25 protein-coding genes are annotated in these 26,842 nt (G+C 65.5%); 19 read left to right on the top strand and 6 right to left on the bottom strand.

Translation table 11 applies throughout. The annotated features are described in order from the left end of the window. Positions 1-172: 172 nt before the first annotated feature. A complete protein-coding gene (locus Q2K57_RS06095; protein ID WP_112053964.1) occupies positions 173-1,456 on the bottom strand; it encodes an HlyC/CorC family transporter in 1,284 nt (427 codons plus the stop codon). A 91-nt stretch (positions 1,457-1,547) separates the two neighbouring features. Then, a complete protein-coding gene (locus Q2K57_RS06090; protein WP_112053963.1) occupies positions 1,548-2,342 on the bottom strand; it encodes an inner membrane protein YpjD in 795 nt (264 codons plus the stop codon). Positions 2,343-2,551: 209 nt separating this feature from the next. Between Q2K57_RS06090 and ffh the strand changes: the two genes are divergently transcribed. The 11 genes from ffh (at position 2,552) to Q2K57_RS06035 (ending at position 13,623) form a co-directional block, all read left to right on the top strand. After that, positions 2,552-3,970 carry a signal recognition particle protein gene (gene ffh / locus Q2K57_RS06085; RefSeq protein WP_112053962.1) on the top strand — a complete coding sequence of 473 codons (1,419 nt, stop codon included), beginning with the start codon at positions 2,552-2,554 and terminating at the stop codon, positions 3,968-3,970. A 135-nt stretch (positions 3,971-4,105) separates the two neighbouring features. Then, positions 4,106-4,354, top strand: coding sequence for a 30S ribosomal protein S16 (rpsP, locus tag Q2K57_RS06080; protein WP_092528883.1), 249 nt, complete (start codon positions 4,106-4,108; stop codon positions 4,352-4,354). 39 nt (positions 4,355-4,393) lie between these two features. Continuing rightward, positions 4,394-4,936, top strand: a complete 543-nt coding sequence (gene rimM, locus Q2K57_RS06075; RefSeq protein WP_369700301.1) for a ribosome maturation factor RimM — start codon at positions 4,394-4,396, stop codon at positions 4,934-4,936. Positions 4,937-5,008: 72 nt separating this feature from the next. Continuing rightward, on the top strand, positions 5,009-5,785 hold the full coding sequence (gene trmD / locus Q2K57_RS06070) for a tRNA (guanosine(37)-N1)-methyltransferase TrmD (protein WP_112053961.1): 777 nt from the start codon (positions 5,009-5,011) through the stop codon (positions 5,783-5,785). A gap of 133 nt (positions 5,786-5,918) precedes the next feature. Then, complete coding sequence (rplS, locus tag Q2K57_RS06065; protein WP_112053960.1) at positions 5,919-6,275, top strand: 50S ribosomal protein L19; 357 nt, start codon at positions 5,919-5,921, stop codon at positions 6,273-6,275. 92 nt (positions 6,276-6,367) lie between these two features. After that, positions 6,368-7,264 (top strand): site-specific tyrosine recombinase XerD, encoded by an 897-nt coding sequence (gene xerD, locus Q2K57_RS06060; protein WP_112053959.1) that lies wholly within the window; start codon positions 6,368-6,370, stop codon positions 7,262-7,264. A gap of 2 nt (positions 7,265-7,266) precedes the next feature. Beyond that, positions 7,267-7,998, top strand: a complete 732-nt coding sequence (locus Q2K57_RS06055; RefSeq protein WP_112053958.1) for a DsbC family protein — start codon at positions 7,267-7,269, stop codon at positions 7,996-7,998. A gap of 98 nt (positions 7,999-8,096) precedes the next feature. Then, positions 8,097-9,413, top strand: coding sequence for a homoserine dehydrogenase (locus tag Q2K57_RS06050; RefSeq protein ID WP_112053957.1), 1,317 nt, complete (start codon positions 8,097-8,099; stop codon positions 9,411-9,413). Between the two features lie 114 nt (positions 9,414-9,527). Next, positions 9,528-10,916: a threonine synthase gene (gene thrC, locus Q2K57_RS06045; RefSeq protein ID WP_112053956.1), complete on the top strand. Its 1,389-nt coding sequence runs from the start codon at positions 9,528-9,530 to the stop codon at positions 10,914-10,916. 97 nt (positions 10,917-11,013) lie between these two features. Beyond that, positions 11,014-12,822 carry a single-stranded-DNA-specific exonuclease RecJ gene (gene recJ, locus Q2K57_RS06040; RefSeq protein WP_112053955.1) on the top strand — a complete coding sequence of 603 codons (1,809 nt, stop codon included), beginning with the start codon at positions 11,014-11,016 and terminating at the stop codon, positions 12,820-12,822. A gap of 240 nt (positions 12,823-13,062) precedes the next feature. Then, positions 13,063-13,623, top strand: a complete 561-nt coding sequence (locus Q2K57_RS06035; protein WP_258395979.1) for a YitT family protein — start codon at positions 13,063-13,065, stop codon at positions 13,621-13,623. Between the two features lie 170 nt (positions 13,624-13,793). Here Q2K57_RS06035 and Q2K57_RS06030 read toward each other — a convergent pair whose 3' ends face one another. After that, a complete protein-coding gene (locus tag Q2K57_RS06030; protein ID WP_369700300.1) occupies positions 13,794-16,631 on the bottom strand; it encodes a heavy metal translocating P-type ATPase in 2,838 nt (945 codons plus the stop codon). Further along, complete coding sequence (locus tag Q2K57_RS06025) at positions 16,628-17,077, bottom strand: MerR family transcriptional regulator (protein WP_112053953.1); 450 nt, start codon at positions 17,075-17,077, stop codon at positions 16,628-16,630. The genes Q2K57_RS06030 and Q2K57_RS06025 overlap by 4 nt, the downstream gene beginning before the upstream one ends. Before the next feature lie 294 nt (positions 17,078-17,371). Between Q2K57_RS06025 and Q2K57_RS06020 the strand changes: the two genes are divergently transcribed. The 8 genes from Q2K57_RS06020 to rimI all read left to right on the top strand — a co-directional run bounded on the left by Q2K57_RS06020 (position 17,372) and on the right by rimI (position 25,733). Beyond that, positions 17,372-18,724 (top strand): OmpP1/FadL family transporter, encoded by a 1,353-nt coding sequence (locus tag Q2K57_RS06020; RefSeq protein WP_304526359.1) that lies wholly within the window; start codon positions 17,372-17,374, stop codon positions 18,722-18,724. Between the two features lie 187 nt (positions 18,725-18,911). After that, positions 18,912-20,010 (top strand): peptide chain release factor 2 gene (gene prfB, locus Q2K57_RS06015; protein ID WP_112053951.1). Its coding sequence is split into 2 segments (ribosomal slippage): positions 18,912-18,986 and positions 18,988-20,010, totalling 1,098 coding nucleotides; the frame shifts between segments, so codons are not numbered across the junction. 66 nt (positions 20,011-20,076) lie between these two features. After that, entirely contained in the window at positions 20,077-21,585 is a 1,509-nt protein-coding gene (lysS, locus tag Q2K57_RS06010; RefSeq protein WP_112053950.1) for a lysine--tRNA ligase, read from the top strand. A gap of 244 nt (positions 21,586-21,829) precedes the next feature. After that, positions 21,830-22,216: a hypothetical protein gene (locus tag Q2K57_RS06005; RefSeq protein WP_112053949.1), complete on the top strand. Its 387-nt coding sequence runs from the start codon at positions 21,830-21,832 to the stop codon at positions 22,214-22,216. 150 nt (positions 22,217-22,366) lie between these two features. Then, a complete protein-coding gene (locus Q2K57_RS06000) occupies positions 22,367-23,752 on the top strand; it encodes an MFS transporter (protein ID WP_304526358.1) in 1,386 nt (461 codons plus the stop codon). Between the two features lie 66 nt (positions 23,753-23,818). Then, the gene (locus tag Q2K57_RS05995; RefSeq protein WP_112053947.1) at positions 23,819-24,130 is read left to right on the top strand and encodes a BolA family transcriptional regulator; all 312 of its coding nucleotides are present in this window, start codon (positions 23,819-23,821) and stop codon (positions 24,128-24,130) included. Further along, a complete protein-coding gene (locus Q2K57_RS05990; protein ID WP_304526357.1) occupies positions 24,127-25,263 on the top strand; it encodes a hypothetical protein in 1,137 nt (378 codons plus the stop codon). Before Q2K57_RS05995 ends, Q2K57_RS05990 begins: the two co-directional genes overlap by 4 nt. Beyond that, on the top strand, positions 25,260-25,733 hold the full coding sequence (gene rimI / locus Q2K57_RS05985; protein ID WP_258395972.1) for a ribosomal protein S18-alanine N-acetyltransferase: 474 nt from the start codon (positions 25,260-25,262) through the stop codon (positions 25,731-25,733). Before Q2K57_RS05990 ends, rimI begins: the two co-directional genes overlap by 4 nt. A gap of 121 nt (positions 25,734-25,854) precedes the next feature. Here rimI and Q2K57_RS05980 read toward each other — a convergent pair whose 3' ends face one another. Together Q2K57_RS05980 and rsmD are read right to left on the bottom strand one after the other, a co-directional pair. Next, the gene (locus Q2K57_RS05980) at positions 25,855-26,064 is read right to left on the bottom strand and encodes a cell division protein ZapB (protein ID WP_304526356.1); all 210 of its coding nucleotides are present in this window, start codon (positions 26,062-26,064) and stop codon (positions 25,855-25,857) included. A 93-nt stretch (positions 26,065-26,157) separates the two neighbouring features. Beyond that, complete coding sequence (rsmD, locus tag Q2K57_RS05975) at positions 26,158-26,796, bottom strand: 16S rRNA (guanine(966)-N(2))-methyltransferase RsmD (protein ID WP_304526355.1); 639 nt, start codon at positions 26,794-26,796, stop codon at positions 26,158-26,160. Between the last annotated feature and the right edge of the window lie 46 nt (positions 26,797-26,842).

Raw genomic sequence — 26,842 nt, 5'->3', positions numbered from 1 at the left:
GCGGCTCTTTGCTTAGGTGACGTCTTGCTTAGGTGACTTCTAGAGTAGATGACATCTTGCGCCGATCACGTCTGAGATGACGCGCAGGCATCCGGGATCAGCGGCACCTGGTCGGGGTGTTAGGCCCGAGGGCTTAAGCCCCGCCCCTCAGTGCCGAACAGGGCCGTGGGTGTCATTCCTGGCGGGCGGCGCGGCGCACATGCTGCCAGCAGCGCGCCGAGGTGATGACCTTGTCCCTCACCTCGATGATTTCCATGCGCACGTTGCTGACCTGCAGGCAGGTGGGGCCTTCGGGGAAGGACTCGAGGTGCTCAAGGATCAGGCCGTTGAGGGTCTTGGGGCCGTCGGTGGGCAACTGCCAGCCCAGTGACTTGTTGAGTTCGCGGATATTGGCGGTGCCCTCGATCACGTAGCTGCCGTCATCCTGCAGGTGCATTTCCTGATGCATGCCCGCCATGTCGGTGGTGAACTCGCCGACGATCTCCTCGAGGATGTCCTCCAGCGTGACCAGGCCTTCCACGTCGCCGTACTCGTCGACCACGATGCCGGTGCGCCGCTTCTGCTGCTGGAAGTTGAGCAGTTGCGTGTGCAGCGGCGTCGACTCGGGGATGAAGTAGGGCTCCCGCGCTTCCTGCACGATGGCGGCCTTGGTGACCTCGTCCTTGGACAGGAAGCGCGCCGCGTTGCGCAGGTGCAGCATGCCGATGATGTTGTTGATGTCGCCCTTGAAGACCGGTACTCGGGTGTGCTGGCTCGTGCGGATCTGCGCCAGGATGCTCTCGAGTTCATCTTCGAGATCGATGCCCACCACCTCATGACGCGGCACCATGATGTCGTTCACGGTGACGTTCTCGAGATCGAGGATCGACAGCAGCATCGCCTGGTGGCGACGCGGGATCATGGTGCCGGCTTCGTGCACCACGGTGCGCAGCTCATCCCGGGTCAAGTGGTCGCCGTTGCCGGTCAGGCTCTTGACGCCGATCAGGCGCAGCAGGCCGTTGGAGATGGTGTTTACCAGCCACACCAGCGGATAGAGCACCTTGAGCAGTGGCTCGAGCGCCACGGATGCCGGGTAGGCGATGCGCTCGGGCTTGATCGCCGCATAGGTCTTGGGACCGACCTCGGCGAAGATCAGAATCACGATGGTCAGGATCAGCGGTGCAATGGCCGGGCCGGTGACTTCGCCGAAGTAGTGGATGGCCAGCACCGTGGCCAGCGCCGCCGCCAGGTTGTTGACCAGGTTGTTGCCGATCAGGATCACGCCGATCAGCCGGTCGGGCCTGGCCAGAAGGCGCAACACGCGCTTGGCAGGACGATCACCGCTGTTGGCCTGGTGGCTGACGCGGTAGCGGTTGATCGACATCATGCCGGTCTCGGAGCTCGAGAAGAACGCCGACAGGCAGACGAGCAGAAACAGCAGGCCGAACAGTAGTCCCAGCGGGAAATCGTCACTCAAGATGAGAAGGTCCTCGAAGACAGGTCAGGCTTGTTTGTAGGGATTCCCCCGGAGACTGTCAAGGCACGGAAGACGCCCCGGGCGGTCGGTTTCAAGAGAAGATTACCTCGACCGCGAACTTGGTGCCGAAGTAGGCCAGCAGCAGCAAGACGCCGCCACCCAGGGTCCAGCGTACCGCCTTTAGCCCGCGCCAGCCCAGCCAGTGATGGCCGATGAGTAGGGCGGCGAAGATCACCCAGGCGGCCAGCGACAGTACGGTCTTGTGAACCAGGTGCTGAGCAAACAGGTTGTCGACGAACAGGAAGCCGCTGGCGATAGCCAGGGTCAGCAGGATCATGCCGGCCCAGATCAGCTCGAACAGCACCCGCTCCATGGTCGTGAGCGGCGGCAGAGTCTGAACGACGCCGCTGATGTGGTGATGGCGCAGGGCCTGGTTCTGCCAAGCCAGCAGCATGGACTGCACGGCCGCGATTGCCAGCAGCGCAAAGGCAAGGGCCGAGCTGATGACATGCAGGGCGATGCCCGGCGTGATATGCCCCTGGTGCTCGCCGCCCGGCCAGGCCACGGCAGTCACCAGGGTCATCGCCGCGACAGGGAATACGCCGACGGCGGCATTGAGTACCGGCTTGGCCAGGCTGACCAGCATCAAGAGCGCCGTGACCAGCGCGCTGACCATCACCAGGCTCGGTGACAGGCCAAGCCACAGGCCGCCGGTCTCGCGGATCACCACGGCAATCACCAGGCCGTGGAAAGCCAGCGCCAGGGTGCCGAGGCCGCGTACCAGCTTCGGGCGCTGGGGGACACGGCGCAAGAGCGTCAGCGCCTGCCAGGAGGCAGCGCCCAGGTAGAAGGCTATGGCCAGAAGGGCAAAGGGAAGCGCCTGCATCGGTTGCTGTCCATCGCCGTCGACAGCGGCGTCTCGCGAGTGGAAATTCAGGAAGGGGTCACTATACCGAATCCCCCCGGTCGCGCCCAGCCGGGCGCCCGCGTGCTGCTCACATGTGATGCCCGGTCCGTGCGGCTGGCGCATGGAGACTGGCGGCGGGAAGGCGTATAATCGCCGCCCAAAGCCAGGCATCCCTGCCGGAGGGCCCCATGTTCGAGAGTTTGACAGAGCGTTTATCGACGACGCTGAAGTCCATCAGCGGTCAGGCCAAGCTGACCGAAGATAATATCAAGGATACCCTGCGCGAGGTGCGCCGTGCGCTGCTGGAGGCCGACGTGGCCCTGCCGGTGGTCAAGGCGTTCATCGACAAGGTGCGCGAGCGCGCCGTTGGTCAGGAGGTCTCGAAGAGCCTCTCGCCGGGCCAGCAGTTCGTCAAGATCGTCCAGCAGGAGCTCGAGGCGATCATGGGCGACGGCACCGAGGGGCTGTCCCTCAAGGGCTCGCCCTCGGTGATTCTGATGGCCGGCCTGCAGGGCGCGGGCAAGACCACCTCGGTGGCCAAGCTCGCCCGTTACCTGCGCGAGCGCGAAAAGAAGAAAGTGCTGGTGGTCTCCGCCGACGTCTATCGCCCGGCGGCCATCGACCAGCTCGAGACGCTGGCCGGTGAGGTCGAGGTCGACTTCTTCCCGTCTTCTTCCGATCAGAAGCCGGTGGCGATTGCCGAGGCAGCCCTCAAGCACGCCAAGATCCAGTTCCACGATGTGGTGATCGTCGATACCGCCGGTCGACTGCATGTCGACACCGACATGATGGACGAGATCCAGGCCCTGCACCGTGTCTGTGCGCCGCAGGAAACCCTGTTCGTCGTCGATGCCATGACCGGCCAGGACGCCGCCAATACCGCCAAGGCCTTCCACGAGGCCCTGCCGCTGACCGGCGTGATCCTGACCAAGGCCGATGGCGATGCCCGCGGCGGTGCCGCCCTGTCGGTGCGCCATATCACCGGCAAGCCGATCAAGTTCATGGGCATGGGCGAGAAGGTCGATGCCCTCGAGCCCTTCCATCCGGACCGCGTGGCCTCGCGCATCCTCGGCATGGGCGACGTGCTGTCGCTGATCGAGGAAGCCGAGCGCACCGTCGACAAGGGCAAGGCCGAAAAGCTCGCCAAGAAGGTCAAGAAGGGCGACGGCTTCGACCTCGAGGATTTCCGCGACCAGCTCCAGCAGCTCAAGAAGATGGGCGGCATGGGCGGCCTGATGGGCAAGCTGCCGGGCATGGGGCAGATGGCCGATATGGCCAAGGGCCCGGGCCCCGAGAAAGAGTTCGGCAAGCTCGAGTCGCTGATCAACTCGATGACGCCCAAGGAGCGCCGTCGTCCGGAGATCATCAACGGTTCTCGCAAGCGCCGCATCGCCGCCGGTGCCGGCCTGCAGGTGCCCGACCTCAACCGTCTGCTGAAGCAGCACAAGCAGATGCAGAAGATGATGAAGAAGGTCGGCAAGAAAGGCGGCATGCAGAAGATGATGCGCGGCATGTCGGGCATGATGGGCGGCGGTGGCCCGGGCGGTCCCGGTGGCATGGGTGGCCCCGGTGGTATGGGCGGCCCGGGCGGCCTGCCGCGGCGATGATTGCCGCTCGGCACACAAAAGGTTCCCAAGAGGCATCGATTTCCGTAGAATGTCGCGTCTTCGTGGCAGGACCGCGCGACAGCGCGCGGCCGAAGACCAATTTTCAGCAACTCCAACCGAAGGACAGATAACGCAATGGTTACCATTCGTCTGGCACGTGGTGGCGCCAAGAAGCGTCCCTTCTACCACCTGACCGTAAGCGATTCTCGCAAGTCTCGTGACGGCCGCTTCATCGAGCGCGTCGGCTTCTTCAACCCGGTCGCCCGCGGCCAGGAAGAGCGCCTGCGCATCGATCTTGACCGTATCGCCCAGTGGCAAGAACAGGGTGCCCAGGTCTCTGCGCGCGTCGCTGAGCTGGTCAAGGAAGCCCGCAAGCAGGCCTGAGCCTGAATTGCGGTCGCTAGATACGGTATCTAGGTGGTAATGGCCATGACCCAAGACGCAACGACAGGCGCCGGCAGTGACCAGCACGTGGTGCTGGGCAAGCTGACCAGCACCTACGGTGTGAAAGGCTGGCTGAAGGTGTATTCATACACCAGCCCGATGGACGGCATCCTCGACTACCCCGAGTGGCAGTTGCGGCTCGACGGCAAGCTGGTCGACCGGAAACTGGCGCAGGGGCGTCAGCACGGCAAGGGCCTGGTGGCCCAGCTGGATGGGGTGACGTCACGCGAGCAGGCAGAGCAACTGGCGGGCGCAGAGATTCTGCTGCCTAAACAGTCGCTGCCGCCGCTCGAGGCGGGCGAGTATTACTGGCATCAACTGGAGGGTCTCCAGGTCACCACAAACGACGGCGAAAGCCTGGGACATGTGGCCTACCTGTTCGAGACCGGCGCCAACGACGTGATGGTCGTCAAGGACGCCGACGGCAAGGAGCGGCTGCTGCCGTTTTTGCCCGACGAAGTGGTGCTTGAGGTGGACCTGGCCGCCGGTGGCATGACGGTGGACTGGGATCCCGAATTTTAAGACGTCCTGGTGACGCCCTCCTCGATCGCTGCCCGTGGGCAGCCCAGAGGAGCTAGGCCTGGAAGAAACGCTGTGTGGATTGGGGTCGTATCGCTGTTCCCGGAGATGTTTGATGCCATCACCCAGTATGGGGTGACGGGACGGGCGGTCAGACAGGGGTTGCTGGAGCTCGAGTTCTGGAATCCCCGGGACTATGCAACCGATAACCATCGCACGGTGGATGATCGTCCCTACGGGGGCGGACCAGGCATGTTGATGAAGGTCGATACCCTGCGCCATGCCATCCATGAGGCGCGGGCAACGGCCGAGAGCAGTGCCGGCCAGCCGGCCCGGGTGATCTACCTGTCGCCACAGGGGCGACCTCTGGATCAGGCGGGCGTGCAGGCGCTGGCCGACAGCGGCCCCCTGGTGGTGGTGGCTGGACGCTATGAAGGCATCGACGAGCGCGTGGTGGAAGCCGATATCGACGAGGAAGTCTCGATCGGCGACTACGTGCTGAGTGGTGGTGAGCTGCCCGCCATGGTGATGGTCGATGCCCTGGCCCGACTGGTGCCTGGTGTGCTGGGCCATCAGGCGTCGGCGGAGGAAGATTCCTTCAACGACGGCCTGCTGGATTGCCCGCACTATACGCGCCCCGACGAGATCGACGGGCGACGGGTGCCGGATGTACTGCTCAGCGGCAACCACGCGGCGATTCGCCGCTGGCGGCTGAAGCAGTCATTGGGCCGCACCTGGCTCAGGCGCCCAGACCTGCTCGAAGGCAGGACCTTGGCGACTGACCAGCAGGCACTGCTCGATGAATTCATCGAGGAATACGCCAGCAAGGCGGAGGTGCAGGAGCCTTCCTGAAAAGGCTTGAGGCATGCGCGCCGTGCCCCTGCGTCATACACAGAGCGATTCCCGCGCCATCCTCAAGGATTCGCGCCGGGATCACCGCCGACGGCTTAGGCCGAAGGCGATACAAGTTATCGAGGAGCTAGCAATGAGCAGCAAGAATTCCGTGATCCAGGCGATCGAATCCGAGCAGATGGGCAAGGAAATCCCGGCCTTTGCCCCGGGCGACACCGTTGTCGTTCAGGTCAAGGTCAAGGAAGGTACCCGCGAGCGTCTGCAGGCCTTCGAAGGCGTCGTCATCGGCAAGCGCAACCGCGGCCTGAACTCCGCCTTCACCGTGCGCAAAGTGTCCCACGGCGTTGGCGTCGAGCGTACCTTCCAGACCTACAGCCCGCTGGTCGACTCCATCGAGGTCAAGCGTCGCGGTGACGTGCGCCAGGCCAAGCTGTACTACCTCCGCGAGCGCAGCGGCAAGTCCGCACGCATCAAGGAAAAGCTCTCCTAAGCCGGGAGATGCTTCATGTCGAAACCCCGTCACCGCTCGCGCGGGGCGGGGTTTCGTCGTGTCTGGGCGGGGAAATATCATGAGGGCGCTGCATGAGCGATCACACCGAGACCCTGCGGGAGCGCTTTCTCGATGCCCTGTGGCTCGAGCAGGGCGCCAGCGACAATACCCTGGCCGCCTATCGCCATGACCTGGCCGCCTGGGCTGAGCGACTGGCCGAGCGCAGCGAGTCGCTGCTCGACCCCGCCCCCCAGGCACTGCCTGACTGGCTAGACGCGCGCCGTGCCGCCGGCTATCAGCTGCGCTCCAACGCCCGGCTGCTGTCGAGCCTGCGCCGTTTCTACCGCTGGGCGCTGGTCGAGGGCCTGATCGATACCGACCCGCTCACCGAGGTGCGCCTACCGCCGGTCCGGCCGAGCCTGCCTCGCACCCTCGACGAGGACGAGGTCGAGCGGCTGCTCGAGGCGCCGGATACCGACACCGCCCTCGGGCTTCGTGATCGCGCCATGCTCGAGGTGCTCTATGCCGGTGGCCTGCGGGTATCGGAGCTGGTGGGCCTGACCACCGACGCGGTCAACCTGCGTCAGGGCGTGGTGCGCGTGCTGGGCAAGGGCGACAAGGAGCGGCTGGTGCCGCTCGGCGAAGAGGCCATCGCCTGGCTGGAGCGCTATCTGCGTGCCGGGCGAGGGGCGCTGATGCGCGATATCACCAGGCCCCCCTTGTTCCCCGGGCGCAGCGATGGCTTCATGACGCGTCAGACCTTCTGGCATCGCATCAAGGCGCATGCGCGCACCGCCAGCATCGGCAAGCCGCTGTCGCCGCATACCCTGCGGCATGCTTTCGCCACGCATTTATTGAATCATGGAGCCAACTTGCGTGTCGTACAGCTGTTGCTGGGTCATAGCGACCTGTCGACGACCCAGATCTATACCCATGTGGCCCAGGCGCGCCTGGAAACGCTGCATGCTGACCATCATCCTCGAGGTTGACCATGAATCGACTGCTGCTTACCGCGACTGGCCTGTTGGCCGGCCTTTTCACCGCCCAGGTCATGGCAGCGCCGCCCCAGGCCCTGACCGATAGCCTCACCGTCAACGGTGAATCGATGCCTGTCGAACAGGTGCTGGAGACCCCCGTCGCGGGCCTCTGGGAGGTGCATCTGGCCAACGGTGAAACCTTCTACAGCGATGCCGCCGGCGATCATTTCATCGTCGGTGATATCTACAAGAATGGCGCCGATGGCCTGGTGAACCTGAGCGAGCAATCGCGCAACGCCCAGCGCGCCGCGCGCATCGCCGCCGTGCCCGAGAGCGAGCAGGTGATCTTCCGTAGTGACGAAGCGCCAAAGGCGACGATCCACGTCTTCACCGATACCACCTGCCCCTACTGCCAGCGCCTGCATGAAGAAGTGCCGGCGCTCAACGACCTGGGCATCGCCGTGCATTACCTGGCATTTCCGCGCGCCGGCGCCGGCTCAGAGGGCGCCCGGTTACTGAGCCAGGTGTGGTGTGCACCGAACCCGGCCGAAGCAATGAGCGCAGCCAAGCGTGGCGAATCGTTGGATATCGCCCCCGACTGCGACAATCTGGTCGAGTCACAGTATCATCTGGGCATGGAGCTCGGCGTGCAGGGCACTCCGGCCATCGTGCTGCCTGACGGGCGCCTGGTGCCGGGCTACGTGCCGGCCGAGCGGCTGGCGGAAATGCTGGACCTGAATGGCTGAGAACTGAACGTCTGAGCGATCTGGCGGCTGCATTCGCGGTCGTCCTGACGCGGCGTCGACAAGGCGAACAATCGAGTATCTGCAAAGGGAGCAAAACGTTGAAATCGGTCAGAGTGGGAATCTGTGGTCTGGGCACCGTGGGTGGCGGTACTTTCAATGTGCTGATGCGCAACGCTGATGAGATCGCGCGTCGGGCCGGTCGCCCGATCGTGATTGAGCAGGTGGCGATGCGTCGCGAAAATCCTGACTGCGATACCACCGGCGTCAAGACCACCAACGATGTATTCGAGGTGGCCCGTAATCCCGACGTCGACGTACTGGTCGAACTGATCGGCGGCTACGAAGTGGCCCGCGAGCTGGTGCTGACTGCCATCGAAAACGGCAAGCATGTGGTTACCGCCAACAAGGCACTGATCGCGGTGCACGGCAACGAGATCTTCCAGGCCGCCCACGAGAAGGGCGTCATCGTCGCCTTCGAGGCGGCGGTGGCCGGCGGCATCCCGGTGATCAAGTCGCTGCGCGAGGGCCTCGGCGCCAACCGCATCGAGTGGCTGGCCGGCATCATCAACGGCACCGGCAACTACATCCTCACCCACATGCGTGACGAGGGCCGCGCCTTCGAAGACGTGCTGGCCGAGGCCCAGGCGCTCGGTTATGCCGAAGCCGACCCGACCTTCGATGTCGAAGGCATCGACGCCGCGCACAAGCTGACCATCCTGGCCTCCATTGCCTACGGCGTGCCGCTGCAGTTCGACAAGGCCTACACCGAAGGCATCTCGCGGATCACCTTCGACGACGTCGAGCAGGCCGACAACCTCGGCTACGTGATCAAGCACCTGGGCATATCCAAACGCACCGAGTCCGGCTTCGAGCTGCGCGTACATCCGGCGCTGGTGCCCAAGGAGTGTTTGCTGGCCAACGTGAACGGGGTCAAGAACGCCATCGAGGTGATGGGCGATGCCGTGGGGCCTACCATCTACTACGGCGCTGGCGCCGGTGCTGAACCGACCGCTTCGGCGGTGGTCGCCGACCTGCTCGATGTGGCCCGCGACATCAGCACCGAGCACCGCTACCGTGTGCCCTACCTAGCCTTCAGCGGCATCGGCGAGAGCGACAACGACCTGCCGATCCTGCCCATGGAAGAGATCACCACCGCCTACTACCTGCGCCTGCTGGCGGTCGACCGCCCCGGCGTGCTGGCACGTGTGGCGACGATTCTCTCCGAGCAGGGCATCTCCATCGAGGCGATCATCCAGAAGGAAGCCATCGAAGGCGAGCTGGTGCCGATCATCCTGCTGACGCATCGCACCCGCGAGAAGCACATGAACGAGGTGATCCGTCAGCTCGAGTCGCTGGCCGATATCGCCGGTTCGGTGACCCGCATCCGCGTCGAGACCCTCGACGAGAACGCCTAACAACGACAATCGGCGGGCCTGACCGTCACCACAAGCGACGGGCCCGATCGTGCGCTGGACCACGTGCCTCGCCTCTCGACCAGAGTGGTTGGGGCGCGCACACAGGATCGAACGATGCGTTATATCAGTACCCGCGGGCAGGCGCCCGCGCTGTCCTTCGAGGAGGTCGTGCTGACCGGCATGGCAAGCGACGGCGGTCTCTATGTGCCGGAGACCGTTCCTCAGCTGTCCAAGGAAGAACTCGCCGACATGGCCGGCTGTTCCTACGCCGAGATCGCCTTTCGGGTGATGAAGCCGTTCGTCAACGGCGAGATCGACGACGACACCTTCCGCGGCTTGGTCAAGGACGCCTACGCGACCTTCAGTCACGACGCCGTGGTGCCGCTGAATCAGCTCGACGCCAACCACTTCCTGCTCGAGCTATTCCACGGCCCGACGCTCGCCTTCAAGGACGTTGCCCTGCAGCTCCTGGGCCGGCTGCTCGATCACTTCCTGAAGAAGCGCGGCGAGCGCGCGGTGATCATGGGCGCCACCTCCGGCGACACCGGCTCGGCGGCCATCGAGGGCTGTCGTCACTGCGACAACCTGGATATCTTCATCCTCCACCCGCACAACCGCGTCTCCGAGGTGCAGCGTCGCCAGATGACCACGGTGCTGGCCGACAACGTCTTCAACGTCGCCATCGAAGGCAACTTCGACGACGCCCAGGCGATGGTCAAGGCGAGCTTCGCCAATCAGGACTTCCTGAACGGTACCCGGCTGGTGGCGGTCAACTCGATCAACTGGGCGCGCATCATGGCCCAGATCGTCTACTACGTAGCCTCTGCGGTAGCGGTCGGCGCCCCGCATCGGGAGGTCAGCTTCTGCGTGCCGTCGGCCAACTTCGGCAACGTCTTCGCCGGTTACATGGCCTATCAGATGGGCCTGCCGGTCAAGCAGTTCATCATCGCCACCAACGCCAACGACATCCTGCACCGCACACTGGCCGCCAACGACTTCTCCAAGCAGGAGCTGGCCGCGACCCTGGCGCCGTCGATGGATATCGTGGTGTCGTCGAACTTCGAGCGTCTGCTGTTCGATGCCTACGACCGTGACGGTCATGCCGTGGCCGCCCTGCTCGAGCGCTTCCAGCAGCAACCTACGGCGCTTGCCGAGGCGCCGCTGGCCAAGCTGCGCGAGAAGTTCGCGAGCTACAGCGTCGATGATGCCACCATCCTCGAGGTGATCCGCGAGGCGCACCATCGCACTCACGAGATCCTCGACCCGCATACCGCTACCGGCTATCGGGCCGCCGAGCGGGCGCGGGCCGACGCCGCCACACCAATGGTGACGCTCGCCACCGCCCACCCGGCGAAGTTCGCCGAGGCGGTGGTCAAGGCGGGCTTCCCGGGCGTGCCGCTGCCGCCGCACATGGACGATCTGCTCGAGCGCGAAGAGCACTACACGGTGTTGCCCGCCGAGCTTGCGGCCGTGCAGCGCTTCGTCGCCGACCAGCGTCGCTGAGCCCGCCCGGCTGAGTTCACCACTACTGAGCCGTCACGACGCCCGGTCCGCCGGGCGTTTTTCGTCATCACCTTCCCGTGCCCTCTGAGGAGCCGCCGTGGATACCGCCCCGCTTCCGACATCTCCCGCCTCGCTTCGCCCCCACATCGAGCCGCGCCAGCGTGACGAGGCGCTCTATGCCCGCGCTCAGGCCGAGGGGCTGACCGAGCTGCAGGCGCGGGTGCTTGCCGGGCGGCTTTCCGGCTATCAGGGCGACATTGCGCCCTTGGTGACGCCGAGCCTTCGCCATCTGGCGCATCCCGAGCGGCTCAAGGATGCCCGCCGCGCCGCCGAGCGCATCGCCCAGGCGGTGGTCGAGGGCGAGCATATCGGCATCCTCACCGACTATGACGTCGACGGCATCACCTCGCACGTGGTGATCCGGCGCACCCTCAACGAGCTGTTCGGAGTGCCGGAGTCGCATCTGCACAGCCTGATCGGTCACCGCATCAACGACGGCTACGGCATCAGTCTGCCGCTGGTCGAACGCACCCTGCGCCTCTCGCCGGGGCCAAGGCTTGTAATCACCGCCGACTGCGGCAGCTCTGATGAGCCGCGCATCGCCAGGCTCAAGGAGGCCGGGCTCGAGGTAGTGGTCACCGACCACCATGCGCTGCCCAAGGAAGGGCCGCCGGCCTCGGCCTATGCCACCGTCAACCCGACCCGGGATGACTGCGATTATCCGGACCCGACCATCGCCGGCTGCATGGTCGCCTGGCTGACCATGTCGTTGGCCCGCCAGGTGCTGATCGACTGGGGCGCGCTATCGCCCTCGACCCCCAAGCTCTCGCCCTGGCTCTCCTACGTGGCGCTGGGCACCGTCGCCGACTGCGTGTCGCTGGGCGGCAGCGCCGCCAACCGCGCCGTGGTCAATCACGGCCTGACCCTGATCAATCGTATGGAGGCCGCCTGCTGGCGCACCATGGCCGCGCGGCTGGGCCCGGACAGCGTGCCCTTCGACGCCGAGACCCTTGCCTTCCAGATGGGCCCGCGCATCAACGCCCGCTCGCGCCTCGACGACCCCTATGCGGCGCTGCACTTCATGCTGGCCGCCGACGACGGCACGGCGGCGCGCCACCTCGAGGTGCTGGACCAGGACAACCAGTCCCGCAAGGCCATCGAGGCCGAGATGGCCGAAGAGGCCAAAGCTCTGGCCGCCGCCCAGCTTGCCGATGACGTGCCGGCGCTGGTGGTGTTCCTGGAAACCGGTCACGCCGGGGTGCAGGGCATCGTCGCATCAAGGCTGGTCCAGGCCTTCGGCCGCCCGGCGCTGGTGCTGACCCCGGCGGCGACCGCCGGTATGCTGACCGGCTCCGGGCGCTCCATCGAAGGCCTGCACCTGCGCGATGCTCTGCAGCGCGCCCACGATTTGGCGCCGGATGCGCTACCGCGCTTCGGCGGCCACCGCGGCGCCGCCGGCATCGGCCTGCCCCGTGAGCGCCTCGACGACTTCCGGCGAGCGATCTGGCAGGCGGCGGGCGAGCAGCTTGGTGGACGTGAGCTATACCCCTGCGTCTTCACCGACGGCGCCCTGTCTCCTGAGCAGCTGTCGCTTGCGACGCTCGATGAGCTGGCGGCCCTCGCGCCCTTTGGTCGCGAGTTCGAGGCGCCGCTGTTCGAGGGCGACTTTCTCGTCGAGGCCCTGCGTCCGGTAGGCGCCGACGGCAGCCACCTGATGCTGGAGCTCGGCCATGGCCATTCCACGGTGCGGGCAATCTGGTTTCGCGCCCTGACCCCCGGCGAGGTGCCGGCCTTCGGGCTCGGCGACCGGCTGCGCTGCGCCTTCAAGCTAAACCGCAACCGCTGGAAGGGCCGCGAGTCGCTGCAACTGATGATCGAGCACGCCGAGCCGTTGAGTCCGGCCTGAGCTGATCTCTGTTCCTTTTGGATGACCTGGCCGAGGAGGCCGCCGATGAGCGATAAGCGTAGGGAATCCCAGCGCCTGAAGGATGACGAGACCATCACGGCCTCGCCGCAAGAGGACGATCGGGAGGAGAAGGGCCCGGGGGCGAGTGAGAGCGTTCAGAGCGAACGCCCGGAGCTCGAGGACGTCGAGCCCGAGGACGTGCCACAGGACCCTCACCGGCCCCACGAGGACGTGCTGGCGATGCTGCTCGGCACCCTGCTGGTGGCGCTAGGGGTTACCTTCTATTCCCAGGCAATGCTGCTCGCCGGCAGCACCGCCGGTCTGGCGCTGCTCGCCCAGTACGTCACCGGGCTTGGTTTCGGCGGCATGTTTTTCGTTATCAACATCCCGTTCTACTACCTGGCGATCAAGCGCATGGGCTGGTCTTTCACCCTGCGCACCTTCATCGCCACGGCGCTGCTGTCGATCTTCGCCACCCTGACGCCTGGCTGGGTCGATATCGCGTCGCTGAACCCCGTCTATGCGGCGGTGATCGGCGGCAGCCTCCTGGGCATCGGCCTGCTGGTGCTGATTCGTCATCGCACCAGCCTTGGCGGTATCAATATCCTCGCGCTCTACCTGCAGGAGCGCTACGGCTGGCGAGCGGGCTATGTGCAGCTCGGTGTCGACATGCTGATCCTGGGACTGTCCTTCCTGGTGCTCGACCCTGACAGCATCGCGCTGTCGGTGTTGGGCGCAGTGACCATGAACCTGATCATCGCCCTCAACCACAAGCCCGGCCGCTATATCGGGGTGAGCTGAGCCTGACCGGAGGAAGCCGCGCCGCCCGAGCGTCTTCGGGCTCGCTCAGAAGCCGAGCGGCCCCGGGCTCGATAAGAAGCCGGGCGGCATCGGGCCCGCTTAGGAACCGAGCCAGAACCACCAGACGATGGCGCCGATCAGGCCGATGCCGCCGAGGTTTACGAGAAGCGTCATGAGCGGGCCTCCTGCGTGTTGGTGTCGGGTGAGGGGCTTGAAGGTGCTGATGCGGCAGGCGTCGCCTCGAAGGATGGCCGGAAGCGGCGCAAGCGGTTGGCGTTGGTGACCACCGTGACCGAGGACAGCGACATCGCCGCTGCGGCAATCATCGGCGACAGCAGCCAGCCGGTCGCGGGGTAGAGCACACCCGCGGCGATCGGGATGCACAGGCTGTTGTAGCCAAAGGCCCCCCACAGGTTCTGCTTGATGTTGGCAAGGGTCGCGCGGCTGATCTCGATGGCATCGGCCACGCCGTGCAGCGAGCTTCTCATCAGGGTGATGCCGGCGCTCTCGATCGCCACGTCGGTGCCCTGGCCGATCGCGAAGCCGACGTTCGCCTGGGCCAGCGCCGGCGCGTCGTTGATGCCATCACCGACCATCCCGACCACCTCGCCGGCGGCCTGCCGACGTTCGATCTCCCGATGCTTGTCCTCGGGCAGTAGCCCGGCGCGCACCTCATCGATGCCCACCTCGCGGCCTATGGCGGCGGCGGTGTGGGCGTTATCGCCGGTCAGCATCACCACCTTGAGCCCATCGGCCTGCAGGCGCTGAACGGCCGCACGGCTATCCTCGCGCAGCGGGTCGCTGATGCCGAATACCGCGATGAGTCGGCCATCGACGGCCAGCTGCACCACGGTGCGGGCCTGTCCTTCGAGCCGCTCGACGGTCGCCTGGCCCGGCGCCAGGTCGATTCCTTCCTCCTCGAGCAGGCGGGCATTACCCAGTAGCAGCGCCTGGCCCTGCTCGGTGGTGGCCTTGAGGCCTCCGCCGGTCACGCTGGTGAAGTCCTTGACCGAGCTCGGGCTGGCGCCGGCCTGCTCGGCGTGCGCCAGCAGGGCGGCGGCCAGCGGATGCTCGGAGCCCTGCTCGAGACCCGCGACAAAGCCAAGCGCCTTGGCCTCGTCGCCATGCGCATCGAGGAACTTGGCTTCGGTGACCCGCGGTTTGCCCTCGGTGAGGGTGCCGGTCTTGTCCACCACCACGGTGGTCAGGCGACTCGCCAGCTGCAGCGCCTCGCCGTTTCTGATCAGTACGCCGTGCTCGGCGGCCTTGCCGACCCCGATCATGGTCGAGAGCGGCGTGGCGAGTCCCAGTGCGCAGGGGCAGGCGATGATCAGCACCGCGGTGGCGGTGATCAGCATATGCAGCACCCGGGGCTCGGGACCCAGATTGAACCAGGCCAGCGCCGTGGCGACGGCGATGATCATCACCGTGGGCACGAAGACGCCGGCGACCCGGTCGGCCAGAGCGCCGATCGGCGGGCGCGAGCCTTGAGCGCGGGCCACCTGATCGGTGATGCGGCCAAGGCGGGTGTCGGCGCCGACCCGAGTGGCGCGATAGATCAGGCTGCCCCGACCGTTGACGGTGCCGGCGCTGACCTCGTCGCCCACTGCCTTGGCGACTTCCTGCGGCTCGCCGGTGAGCATGGATTCATCGACGTGGCTCTCGCCATCCTCGACCTCGCCATCCACCGGCAGGCGCTCGCCGGGGCGCACGCGGATGCGATCGCCCATGCGCACGGCATCGATATCGATATCTTGTTCTTCGCCATCGCGGATCACCCGGGCGGTGCTGGACTGCAGATCGAGCAGCCGGCCCAGGGCCTCGCTGGTTTGGCCCCGGGCCCTCAGCTCCAGGGCGTTGCCGGCAAGGATCAGCCCGACAATCATGATCGAGGCCTCGAAGTAGAGGTTGTGGGCCGCCTCGGGCAGCCAGGGCGCGAAGGCAACCACCGTCATCGAGTACAGCCAGGCGGTGCCGGTGCCCATGGCCACCAGGGTGTCCATGTTGGCCTCGTGGTGGCGCAGCGCCTTGGCGGCGCTGACGAAGAAATGCCGCCCGGGGCCTGCCAGCACGCCCAGCGTCGCCAGCCCGATCAGCGCCCATACGCCTCGCTCCGCACCGCTGAGAACCGGGTGATGGAAGAACATGGCGATCATCAGTGGCACCGCCAGCGCCAGCGCCAGCAGGCTGCCGCGTCGGCGCTGGCGGTACGCCTGCTGATCGTTCTCGGCGCGCCGCGCCTCGGCCTGGCGCAGATCCTCGATGGGCGAGGCGCCATAGCCCGCGCTCTCTACGGCCTCGACGAGGGACTGGGCGCTGGCGCTGCCGCGCACCTGGGCGGTGTGGCTGGCGAAGTTGACCTCGGCGGCGGTGACGCCTGGAGTACGGTCAAGCGCCTGCTGCACGCTCTTCACGCAGCTGGCGCAGGTCATGCCGGAGAGCGACAGCCGTACGCTGCTGGTTTGGTCGGACGTGGGGTGGTCACTTGACGCCGACGCTTCCGTCTCTGGCGTGGTATCTGACTGCGGCGTTTCCGCGTTGGCGTCGTCCGCCGGACTGGCTGTGTCGGGATGCTCATTGGCGGGGTAGCCGGCTTCCTCGAGCAGCGCATCCACCCGTCTGCCGTCGAGCCGTGTCGTGATCTCGAGGCGCTTCTCGGCAGGTGTGCCGGTGATTTCGGCGTCCGGGTCTTCGGCCTGGATGGCCTTGCGCATGGTCGAGACGCAGCCCTGGCAGTTCATGCCGGTGATCTGGCGCTCATAAGCGTTGGCTTTCGGCGCCTCATCGGCGGGGTAGCCGGCTTCCTCGAGCAGCGCATCCACTCGTTCGCCCTCGAGGCGTGTCGTGATCTCAAGGCGCTTATCGGCAGGTGTGCCGGTGACGTCGGCGTCCGGGTCTTCGGCTTGGATGGCCTTGCGCATGGTCGAGACGCAGCCCTGGCAGTTCATGCCGGAGACCTGGCGCTCAAGCATATGTGCCGTTGTTGTCGGCTCGTTGTGCTGGGTCATGCCTCCTCCTTGGCGGTGGCGGAGCCCGCCTTGTCGGTGGATGGGGCGGGCAGGCTTTCGATCAGCCGGCACAGGCTATGGCCGTCGGGGGTGCCATCGGGCATGTCGGCCCAGGCATCCAGTGCCTGCTCCATGCGCGTGGCCAGGGCCTCGAGTTCACGGATGCGCCCGCGAATTTCCGGCAAGCGGTGGGCCAGCAGGTCGCGCACCAGCGGGCAGGGCGAGTCGCCGTGGTCGGCATGGGCCAGGATGTCGCGGACTTCCTTGATGCTGAACCCGAGAGTGCGGGCGCGCTGGATAAAGGCCAGCCGCTCAAGATCCTGTGCATCGAAGCAGTGGTAGCCGTTGCTGGGGTCCCGGGTCGGGGCCAGCAGGCTCTCACGGGTGTAGTGCCGTACCGTTTCGGCGGTCACGCCGGCGGCCTTGGCCAGATCGCTGACTTTCATGTACCTCTCCTGGCACTGACGAGCGGTTAATGTCATCAGTGTAAAACCTTTGGGTTACACAAAGGTCAAGCGAAGCGCGGGACCCTCGCCAGGGCGATGGGGCAAATTACATAAGCCTATGAAAGTTCAAAGAGAATGCGTTTATTGATGCTAAAGTATTAGTAAATATGGTATTAAAACGATCGTTTGTCCTTGATCCCGGCGACACTTTACGCCACAAGTAAGGCATCCACTCGCCTAATGCGGGTGAGGAACACCAGCCACGCCAGCCTTTCCTGAAAAGGACGTCACACGATGCATTACAAGACCAACAAGCTCGCCATCGCCGTTACCATTGCCTCTGCCAGCCTGGTCGCCAGCCAGGCCTTCGCCGCCGGTTTCCAGGTGCGCGAACAGAGTGCCAAGACCCTGGGCAACGCCCTCTCTAACGCCGCCGCCGGTGCCGAAGATGTCAGCTTCATGGCCTACAACCCGGCCGCCCTTGGCAATATCGACGGCAACGAGGTATCCATTGGGGTTGCCGCCATCAATGCGGACTTCGAACTGCAGGATGCCGAGGCCAGCCCTGCCAGTGCGCCATCCGTCAGTTATGACCAGGGCGGCTCCCGCCAGGGCGGCGAGAACGCCGTGGTGCCAAGCTTCGCCATCAAGACCCGGGCCAGCGAGCGCATCGACCTGGGCCTGGCGATCTTCTCGCCCTACGGGCTTGCCACCAAGTACGATGAGGACTGGATCGGCCGCTATCACGCCATCGAGACCGAACTCGCCACCATCGATATCCAGCCCACCGTCAACTTCCGCGTCACCGATCGCTGGTCGGTGGCGGCGGGCCTGATCGCCGAATATGGCGATGCCACCATCTCCAATGCCATCGATTTGGGTGGGCAAGGGCAGCTTAATAATGTGCCCGGAGCAAGCGCTGGTGCCAATGATGGCAAGGCGGAGGTCACCGGGGATGACTGGGGCTATGGCTTCACCCTGGGCACGCTTTTCCAGGTCACCGACAAGACCCGGCTGGGCCTCAGCTACCGCTCCCAGATCGACCTGACCCTCGATGGCGATGTCGATTACAGCAGCGACGATCCCGTTGGAAAGCAGATACTGGCCGGTGCCAATGCTCAAGGGCGGCTTCAAGACGGCGGAGGCACCGCCGACATCTCGACGCCGGCCAACGCCAATATCGGTATTTACCACCAGCTGACGCCCAGGCTTGCCCTGATGGCCAACGCCAGCTGGACTGACTGGAGCTCCTTCAAGGAGCTGACCGTGAAGTTTGACGGCGGTGGCGAAAGCTCCACTACTGAGAACTGGGAAGATGCCTGGGCCTACTCGGTGGGCGCCAACTATGCGCTGACCGACAAGTGGCTGCTGCGCACCGGTGTCGGCTACGACGAGACGCCGGTGCCGAGCGCCGAATACCGCACCCCGCGAGTGCCGGATGCCGATCGCACCTGGGCAGCGCTGGGTGCTACCTATCAGGCAACCCAGAACTTCGGTGTTACCGCGGGCTATATGCGTGTCTTCGGGGAGGGGGGCAACATCGACCAGGACGGCAGCAAGGCCGAGAACGAGAACAAGGGCAGCCTGTCCGGCCAGTATGACGTGTCGGCGGACGTGTTCGCCCTGTCGATGGACTACCGCTTCTGATCGCGTCCTTACGGCCCGCGACTAGCAACGCAAGCGACCCCGGCCCATGGCCGGGGTCGCTGCGTTTGGCTACCCGTCGTTGGGATGGCCGGGTGCCGCGGGGTTCGCTACAATAGAGCGCTTTTTCGCCCGGCACGCGTTGACGTCCCGGGATCTTTACTTGCTAGAGAACTCAGGCAGCGTATCCATGCTAGAGACCAACCCGATTCATACTCAGATCAAGGACCTGTCCGAACGGACAGACGTCCTGAGGGGGTATCTTTGACTATGCCGAGAAGAAAGATCGGCTAGAAGAAGTGACCCGCGAGCTCGAGGACCCCAACGTCTGGAGCGATCCGGACTATGCCCAGAAGCTCGGCAAGGAGCGGGCCTCGCTGGAAGCCGTCGTCGAGACCATCGAAACGCTCGAGCAGGGCCTGGCCGATAACGGCGACCTGCTCGAACTCGCCGAGATGGAAGAAGACCAGGATACCGTCGATGAGGTCAGCCGTGAGCTGGCCGGACTGCAGGAGAGCCTTGCCAAGCTCGAGTTCCGTCGCATGTTTTCTGGCGAGATGGACGAGAACAACGCCTATCTCGATATCCAGGCCGGCTCCGGCGGCACCGAGGCCCAGGACTGGGGTAACATCCTGCTGCGCATGTATCTGCGCTGGGCCGAGCACCACGGTTTCAAGGCCGATATCATCGAAGTCTCCGCGGGGGACGTGGCGGGCATCAAGTCGGCGACGATCCACGTTCAGGGCGATCACGCCTTCGGCTGGCTGCGCACCGAGACCGGCGTGCATCGCCTGGTGCGCAAGAGCCCGTTCGACTCCGGCGGCCGTCGCCATACCTCTTTTGCCTCGGTGTTCGTGTCCCCGGAGATCGATGACAGCTTCGAGGTCGATATCAATCCCTCGGACCTGCGCACCGACACCTATCGCTCCAGCGGCGCCGGCGGTCAGCACGTCAACACCACTGACTCGGCGGTGCGTATCACCCACGAGCCGACTGGTATCGTGGTGGCCTGCCAGAACCAGCGCAGCCAGCACGCCAACCGTGACCAGGCCATGAAAATGCTCAAGGCCCGGCTCTACGAGCGTGAGATGCAGGAGCGCAACGCCGCCAAGCAGCAGGCCGAGGAAGCCAAGGCCGATATCGGCTGGGGCAGCCAGATCCGTTCCTACGTGCTAGACGACCAGCGGATCAAGGACCTGCGCACCGGCGTGCAGTCCAGCAACTGCGAGAAGGTCCTCGACGGGGATCTGGATCAGTTCATCGAAGCCAGTCTCAAGCAGGGGCTGTGATCGACACGGGCAGCGCCACGCTGCCCGTGCGTCACTCCCGTCGCCCATCACATTTCAGGTAGCGTAATGGCCCATCAAGATCCCACTTCGCCCGATGAGAATCACCTGATCGCCGAGCGCCGCGCCAAGCTGGCCGAGCGCCGCGAGCATGCGCAGCGCACCGGCGCGAGCGCCTTCCCCAACGACTTCCGCCGCGACAGCCTGGCCGCCACGCTCGATGCCGAGCTTGGCGACAAGGAGAAGGCCGAACTCGAGGCGCTGGACCGTCAGGCGGCCGTGGCCGGGCGCATCATGCGCAAGCGCGGCCCCTTCATCGTCATCCAGGATTCCTCCGCTCAGATCCAGCTCTATGTCGACAAGAAGGGCCTGCCCGCCGAGGTGCTCGAGGACATCAAGGGCTGGGATATCGGCGACATCGTTGCCGGTCGTGGCCCGGTGCATAAGTCCGGCAAGGGCGATCTGTACGTGATGATGCGCGAGGCCAAGCTCCTGACCAAGAGCCTGCGCCCGCTGCCCGACAAGTTCCACGGCCTCACCGACCAGGAAGCCCGCTACCGTCAGCGCTACGTCGACCTGATCATGAACCAGGACTCGCGGCGCACCTTCGAGGTGCGGGCCGGCGTGATCGCCTCGATCCGTCGCTTCTTCGAGACTCGCGGCTTCATGGAAGTCGAGACGCCGATGCTGCAGTCGATCCCCGGTGGCGCCACCGCGCGGCCCTTCATGACCCACCACAATGCGCTGGATATCGACATGTTCCTGCGCGTGGCGCCGGAGCTGTACTTGAAGCGTCTGGTGGTCGGCGGCTTCGAGCGGGTCTTCGAGATCAACCGCAACTTCCGTAACGAGGGGCTGTCTACCCGGCATAATCCCGAGTTCACCATGCTCGAGTTCTACTGGGCCTATGCGGACTATCTCGACCTGCTCGACCTGACCGAGGAGATGATTCGCAACGCCGCGAATGAAGTGCTTGGCACCACCACGCTCGAGTACCAGGGCACCACCTTCGAGCTTTCCAAGCCCTTCAAGCGCCTGACCATGCGTCAGGCCATCCTCGAGCACGGCGAGGGCATTCAGGATGCCGACCTCGACAGCCTCGAGGCCGCCAGTGCCTTGGCCAAGCGGCTCGGTATCGAGGTCAATGAAGGCTGGGGGCTTGGCAAGCTGCACACCGAGATCTTCGAGGAAGTCGCCGAGGAGAAGCTCGAGCAGCCGACCTTTATCACCGCTTACCCGGCCGAGGTCAGCCCGCTGGCGCGTCGTAACGACGAAGATCCCTTCGTCACCGACCGCTTCGAGTTCTTCATCGGCGGCCGTGAGATCGCCAACGGTTTCTCGGAGCTCAACGACGCCGAGGACCAGGCCGAGCGCTTCAAGGCCCAGGTCGCCGAGAAGGACGCCGGGGATCTGGAAGCCATGTACTATGACGCCGACTATGTGCGCGCTCTCGAGTACGGCCTGCCGCCGACCGCCGGCGAAGGCATCGGCATCGACCGGCTGGTGATGCTGTTTACCGACAGCGCCTCGATTCGCGACGTGCTGCTGTTCCCGGCGATGCGCCCCGAAGTCGACTGAGGCGTTGGCATTGTGCGTGGGGCGAGCCGGCCACTTGCTCGCCCTGCGTTGCCCTAATTTTCGTCATCTTTCGCCGCTAGCCTCTTCGGCAGCCAGCAGGTATGGCAGTTGAAAGGAATGGCTATGAGAAGGGCGACCGCAGGATTATTCCGCCGCTTGGCGGGGAAGTGTTGGTAAGGTGCGGATACAGCACCCATAATGGGCTGCGTTTCGCCGTCGTGGCATGCAAGTCGAGGAGAGTCCAATGAAACTGCTCAACCGCTCCGCTCTGAGCGTCAAGCCGACCCAGCTGTTCGTGGACTGGATCAACTCGCTGGAACCGACGGTGGGCGACGATGACCTGACCCTTGAGGACGTCGATCGCGAAAACACCGTTTACCTGATTCCCGAGATGGACTCGCCGGAGGCCCTCGAGGGCTTCGTACGCGAGCGCTATCTGGAAATCCTGGAGTCCGAGCTGCAGGCCTGGGAGGAAGACCGCCGTCAGTGGCCCGAGACCCTCGACTGGGCGCTGTTTCAGCGCTTCGTGCGCGTCGAGCACAGCTACCTGGCGGTTGACCTGGATGATGAGGCACCGCTGGAAGTCGCCGAAATCGATGACGAGTTGCTGCTTGAGCACGAGCAGGACTAGCCGGCGGTGGTCCGACTGCATTAGCTGGCATGTCAGGCGGGGCCTAGCGCCTCGCCCCTCGTCTCGAAGAAGACCGGCTGAGGCCGGTTTTTTCGTTCTGGCGCCGTATGGCGGAGCGCCAACCCACCTCGCTTGCATGGCAGATGGCCCATGAATCGACTGTTCGAGACTCGGCCCGTGGACGATGGTCTGCCCGGCCCGCAGCGCCGTCTGGCGATGCTGGTCCTGGTGCTGGGCACCCTGATGGCGGTGCTCGACGGGGGTATTGTCAACATCGCGCTGCCGACCCTGGCGCGTGAGCTCGACGTCAGCGAATCCCGCGCGGTGTGGATCACTAATATCTACCAGTTGGTGAGTGCGTCGACGCTGCTGGCGTTCGCGGCACTGAGCCGGCTGATCGGCCGCCATCGTCTATATATCGGCGGGCTAGGCGTGTTCACGCTGGCGTCATTGGCCTGTGCGCTGTCGAATAGCTTTGAATGGTTGCTGGGCTCGCGGATGGTGCAGGGCCTCGGCGCGGCGGCCATGCTGAGTATCGGCCCGTCGATGTATCGGGTGATCTTTCCGACGCGCCTGCTGGGGTCGGCGATCGGTCTGGGGGCGCTGGTGGTGGCTTTCGGCATTGCCTTCGGACCGTCGTTGGGCGGTGGCATTCTCTACTTGGCGAGCTGGCCTTGGCTCTTCGCCATCAACGTGCCGATCGGTATCGCCGCGCTGGCGCTGGCGCAGCGCGCACTCCCCCGCGAGGCGCGCGAAGCGGGGCGCTTCGATTGGCCCGGTGCGCTGCTGTCCATGGTCATGGTCAGCGGCTTCGTGTTCGCTCTCGACCGGGTCGGCCACGGCAATGCCAGTACCGCTGTGCTCTTGCCGCTCGCGGTGAGCCTGGGATGTCTGGTGTTGTTCGTCTGGCGACAGCGTCGGGCGGTGAGCCCGCTGGTGCCGCTGGTGATCTTTCGCGAGCCGCGCTTCAGCGTGGCGGCGATGATCTCGATGTTGGCGTTCATCGCCCAGGGAGCCTCATTTGTCGGCCTGCCCTTCCTGTTCCAGAGTGGGATGGGCATGAGCCCGATCGCCGCGGCGCTACTGTTCACGCCCTGGCCGCTGGCGTTGATGCTCACCGGCCCGTTCGCTGGCCGCCTGGCGGATCGCTTCAACCCGACGCTGATTTCGTCGCTGGGGTTGGCGATCTTTCTGCTTGGCATGCTGTCGCTGGCGATGCTCGGCGATGCGGTGGTCTCCACGGACATCGTCTGGCGCGTGGCCCTGTGCGGGATCGGTTATGGCATCTTCCAGGCGCCCAACAACCGCGAAATGATCGGTAGCGTGGCGCTCAAGTACAGCGCCAATGCCTCCGGCGTGCTGGCCTCGGTGCGCACGTTCGGCCAGGCGCTGGGCACGGCGATGGTGGGTATGATGCTGGCGCTGTCGGCCGGCTCGCTGTCTCTGGCGTTGTGGGTGTGCTGCGCCTGCGTCGTGGTAGCCCTGATGCTCAGTCTGTGGCGGATGCCGCTGGCGAGATGTGGCCGCGCGGCCTGAGCGAGCCTTATTCAGCGCGCGGCGAAGACGTTACAATGCAAGGCTTGCGACCCGGGAGGAAATACCATGAGCGTTCAGGCGCGCATCGAAGACACGCTTAAGACCCTCGAACCGGCCCATATGACGGTCGAGAACGAGAGTCACATGCACAATGTGCCAGCCAACTCCGAGACTCACTTCAAGGTCACCCTGGTGTCCGAGCGCTTCGCTGGGCTGATGCCGGTCAAGCGTCACCAGATGATCTATGCGCTGCTGGCCGACGAGCTGGCAGGCCCGGTGCATGCGCTGGCACTGCATCTCTACACCGACGAAGAGTGGCAGAACCGCGGCGAAGCACGCCCCGACTCACCCAACTGCCGGGGTGGCGGTCGCTCGTGAACGAACCGCAGCGCCTGCAGTACCTCGAGGCAATGGGCCTGACCGCTTGGGTCGGGCGCTATCGCCTGCCCAATGCCGCCCCTACCGAGGTCTGCGCCTGGGAAGAGCCTGCGGCGCCTGCGGCCAAGGCCCCGGCCGCGCGGCTACAGGCCCTGATCGATGATGTCGCCGCTCCCGCGCGACCTGCATCGGCACCCGGTACCGGGGCGAGCACGCGGGCCGATCAGCGGCCTGCCGAGCCTCATCCCGGCCAACGTGATGGCAAGGGCGCTGAGCGTGGCGATGAAGCGCCCGCCAGCAAGGGCGTCGGGCGGGCTAGGGCGCTGCTGACGGGAGAGACACCCACTGCGCAGTCGGCTCCCGCCAAGGCCTCGCCTTCTGATCAGGAAAGCGCGGGCGACAAGCGCTCGTCTCACGATCACTTGTCTCAAGCGGCCCCGTCCCAGCAGGGCGTCTCTCAGCATAGCCCTTCTCAACAGAGCCCTTCTCAACAGGGCCGCTCTCATCAGACCAAGGCCGACGCTGCGGCTGCCTCTGCGGATGAAACGTCCACCTCGGCACCCGCAGAGGCGCTGCGTTTCTCGTTGCAGATCGCCGCCCTCGAGGGGCGCTGGCTGCTGGTGCTACCCGCCGAGGCGCCGCCGGGCGAGATGCAAAGGCGTCTGTTGGCCAATCTTCTGCGTGCCGCCGGGATTCGTCCGGCCGAGATGCCGGCCTTCCAGCATTTTCGCTGGCCGATGATGGACGAGCTGCCGGTCTCGGCTCCCCTCGAGGAAGCCCGCGACGGCCTGCGAGCCTTCCTCGATGGCCGCCGTCGCCAAGGCTGGCGGCCCGAGCGGCTGCTGGTGTTCGGCGAAGACGCAACCCTTTCCCGGGTGCTGGCCCTCGAGGGTGGTGACTGCACCCTGCTCGAGCTGCCCGCCTGGCAGGGGCCATCGCTTGAGGCCCTGGCCACCGGCGCCGAGGCCAAGCGCGCCCTGTGGCCGTTGCTGCGCCAGTGGGGGGAGGCCTGGCATACGGCTACCTTGCAGCAAGGATCCGAGCAAGAAGAAACCGTGCAGAATCAGGTCGGTCAGGGCGATATGCGTGATCAAAATCAAAAGTCCGGTGACGAGGAGGCAGGCGCGCCGTGAGTGCCGAGCCACAGGTAATGGTCCTGACCCCCGACTGGCATGAGGCCGTGGTGGCCGTGGAGCAGGCCGGTCAGCCTCACCCCTGGTCGGCGCGTCAGCTCGCCGAGGCGCTTGCTGCCAAGGATCATCAGGTCGTCGGTGTGGTGGGCAGCAGGGGCAACGGCGATGAGCTTCTGGGTTTCGCCGTGCTGGCCTGCTTGCCCTTTGAAGCCGAACTTCAAGCGATCACCGTGGCACCCGCGGCACGTCGCCAGGGCGTGGCAAAAGCGCTGCTCGAACGGCTGATCGCCACGGCGACAGACTGGGGCAGTGAACGGTTGTTGCTTGAGGTGCGGGCGAGCAATGCGCAGGCGCTGGGGCTCTATCGGGGACTTGGCTTCATCGAGGAGGGGCGGCGTCGCGGTTATTATCCCGCCGCAGAGGCGTCATCGCTGCGCGAGGATGCGCTGCTGATGGGGCGTGGGCTCTAGGCGCTGGGCCTCAGCTGTCGTGGTGCGGCCCGGTCGGGCGTGCGACTGACGGCCCACACACCAAGGCGCCGCCTGAGTGGCGGCGCCTTGTGCTATCAAGCATCGTCATCACGCCAAGCGATCAGGAGGCGTTGGTGTCGCTGCTGTCGCCCGTGTCGAGTGCCTGGAACTTGGCTAGCAGGCCGCTCAGCCGCTGCTCCCACTCGTCGTGTTCCTGCTTGAGTCGGGTGTTCTCCTCGCGCAGCTCCTCGGCTTCCATCTTCAGCATTTCGATCGCTTCGACGGCATTGCTGACTTGCTGCTCGAGCTGATTGAAGAGTTCGATGCTCATCCTGTATCTCCTGGTGACAGTCTGCCTTCACTGGCAGACGGGTGGTGGTCAGGGCGCAGCGTACGACGGGTGGCGCGGCGCGGCAAGCGTCGTCTAGGGCAGACGGTAGAGCCGTCCGCTGCTGTCGCCGGCACGCACTTCCCGATGCAGCATCCAGCCCTCCGGCACGCTGGGCGTCAGCTCGGCCTCGACTTCCAGATAGACCCAGGCGCCAGTGGCCAACAAGCCGCCGTCGACCAGTCGGCGACAGCTCTCTTCGGCCAGGTCCTGGCGGAAGGGCGGGTCCAGGAAGACCAGGTCGAAGGGGTCGGCATCGCCGCCGAGCGCGTCGCCGAGAACGGCCTTGGCATCGGCGGTGATGACGCGGCCATTAGCTCCCAGGGTGGCGATGTTTGACTCAAGCGCCCGCGCGACCGGGGCGCTCTGCTCGATGAACAGCGCCTCCCGCGCGCCGCGCGAGAGGGCTTCGAGGCCCAGCGCGCCGGTGCCGGCGAAGAGGTCTAGCACCCGTGCGCCAGCGGTGGCGTTGGCCAGCCAGTTGAACAGGGTTTCGCGGACCCGGCCCGGCGTCGGGCGCAGTCCAGGGTGGTCGAGCACCGGAAGCGTTCGGCGGCGATAGTCGCCGCCGATGATTCTCAGGCGGCCGGCGTCCCGGCGGCCGGCGTTTGAGCGGTTGCTCTGGGCCTTTCCCTGGCGGCGGGAGCGTGATGAGGGGGATCGACGTTGTTTCATGGTCGGCTAATTGTACCCGGGGGCTTGTCCACAGTCATGGTCGGCG

Source organism: Halomonas sp. I5-271120, assembly GCF_030553075.1.
Classification (GTDB): domain Bacteria; phylum Pseudomonadota; class Gammaproteobacteria; order Pseudomonadales; family Halomonadaceae; genus Onishia; species Onishia taeanensis_A.
Note: the sequence above shows the minus strand (reverse complement) of the source record. Positions and strands in the feature narration are given on the sequence as shown.

What these genes read in the sequence shown, in the direction of transcription:
- Q2K57_RS06000 (WP_304526358.1), top strand. Translation starts at nt 22,367, where the DNA reads ATGAATCGACTGTTCGAGACTCGGCCCGTGGACGATGGTCTGCCCGGC.
- rpsP (WP_092528883.1), top strand. Translation starts at nt 4,106, where the DNA reads ATGGTTACCATTCGTCTGGCACGTGGTGGCGCCAAGAAGCGTCCCTTC.
- rsmD (WP_304526355.1), bottom strand. Translation starts at nt 26,796, where the DNA reads ATGAAACAACGTCGATCCCCCTCATCACGCTCCCGCCGCCAGGGAAAG.
- xerD (WP_112053959.1), top strand. Translation starts at nt 6,368, where the DNA reads ATGAGCGATCACACCGAGACCCTGCGGGAGCGCTTTCTCGATGCCCTG.
- Q2K57_RS05995 (WP_112053947.1), top strand. Translation starts at nt 23,819, where the DNA reads ATGAGCGTTCAGGCGCGCATCGAAGACACGCTTAAGACCCTCGAACCG.
- Q2K57_RS05980 (WP_304526356.1), bottom strand. Translation starts at nt 26,064, where the DNA reads ATGAGCATCGAACTCTTCAATCAGCTCGAGCAGCAAGTCAGCAATGCC.
- Q2K57_RS06025 (WP_112053953.1), bottom strand. Translation starts at nt 17,077, where the DNA reads ATGAAAGTCAGCGATCTGGCCAAGGCCGCCGGCGTGACCGCCGAAACG.
- Q2K57_RS06090 (WP_112053963.1), bottom strand. Translation starts at nt 2,342, where the DNA reads ATGCAGGCGCTTCCCTTTGCCCTTCTGGCCATAGCCTTCTACCTGGGC.
- Q2K57_RS06030 (WP_369700300.1), bottom strand. Translation starts at nt 16,631, where the DNA reads ATGACCCAGCACAACGAGCCGACAACAACGGCACATATGCTTGAGCGC.
- Q2K57_RS06020 (WP_304526359.1), top strand. Translation starts at nt 17,372, where the DNA reads ATGCATTACAAGACCAACAAGCTCGCCATCGCCGTTACCATTGCCTCT.
- rimM (WP_369700301.1), top strand. Translation starts at nt 4,394, where the DNA reads ATGGCCATGACCCAAGACGCAACGACAGGCGCCGGCAGTGACCAGCAC.
- Q2K57_RS06005 (WP_112053949.1), top strand. Translation starts at nt 21,830, where the DNA reads ATGAAACTGCTCAACCGCTCCGCTCTGAGCGTCAAGCCGACCCAGCTG.
- ffh (WP_112053962.1), top strand. Translation starts at nt 2,552, where the DNA reads ATGTTCGAGAGTTTGACAGAGCGTTTATCGACGACGCTGAAGTCCATC.
- rplS (WP_112053960.1), top strand. Translation starts at nt 5,919, where the DNA reads ATGAGCAGCAAGAATTCCGTGATCCAGGCGATCGAATCCGAGCAGATG.
- lysS (WP_112053950.1), top strand. Translation starts at nt 20,077, where the DNA reads ATGGCCCATCAAGATCCCACTTCGCCCGATGAGAATCACCTGATCGCC.
- Q2K57_RS06055 (WP_112053958.1), top strand. Translation starts at nt 7,267, where the DNA reads ATGAATCGACTGCTGCTTACCGCGACTGGCCTGTTGGCCGGCCTTTTC.
- thrC (WP_112053956.1), top strand. Translation starts at nt 9,528, where the DNA reads ATGCGTTATATCAGTACCCGCGGGCAGGCGCCCGCGCTGTCCTTCGAG.
- Q2K57_RS06035 (WP_258395979.1), top strand. Translation starts at nt 13,063, where the DNA reads ATGCTGCTCGGCACCCTGCTGGTGGCGCTAGGGGTTACCTTCTATTCC.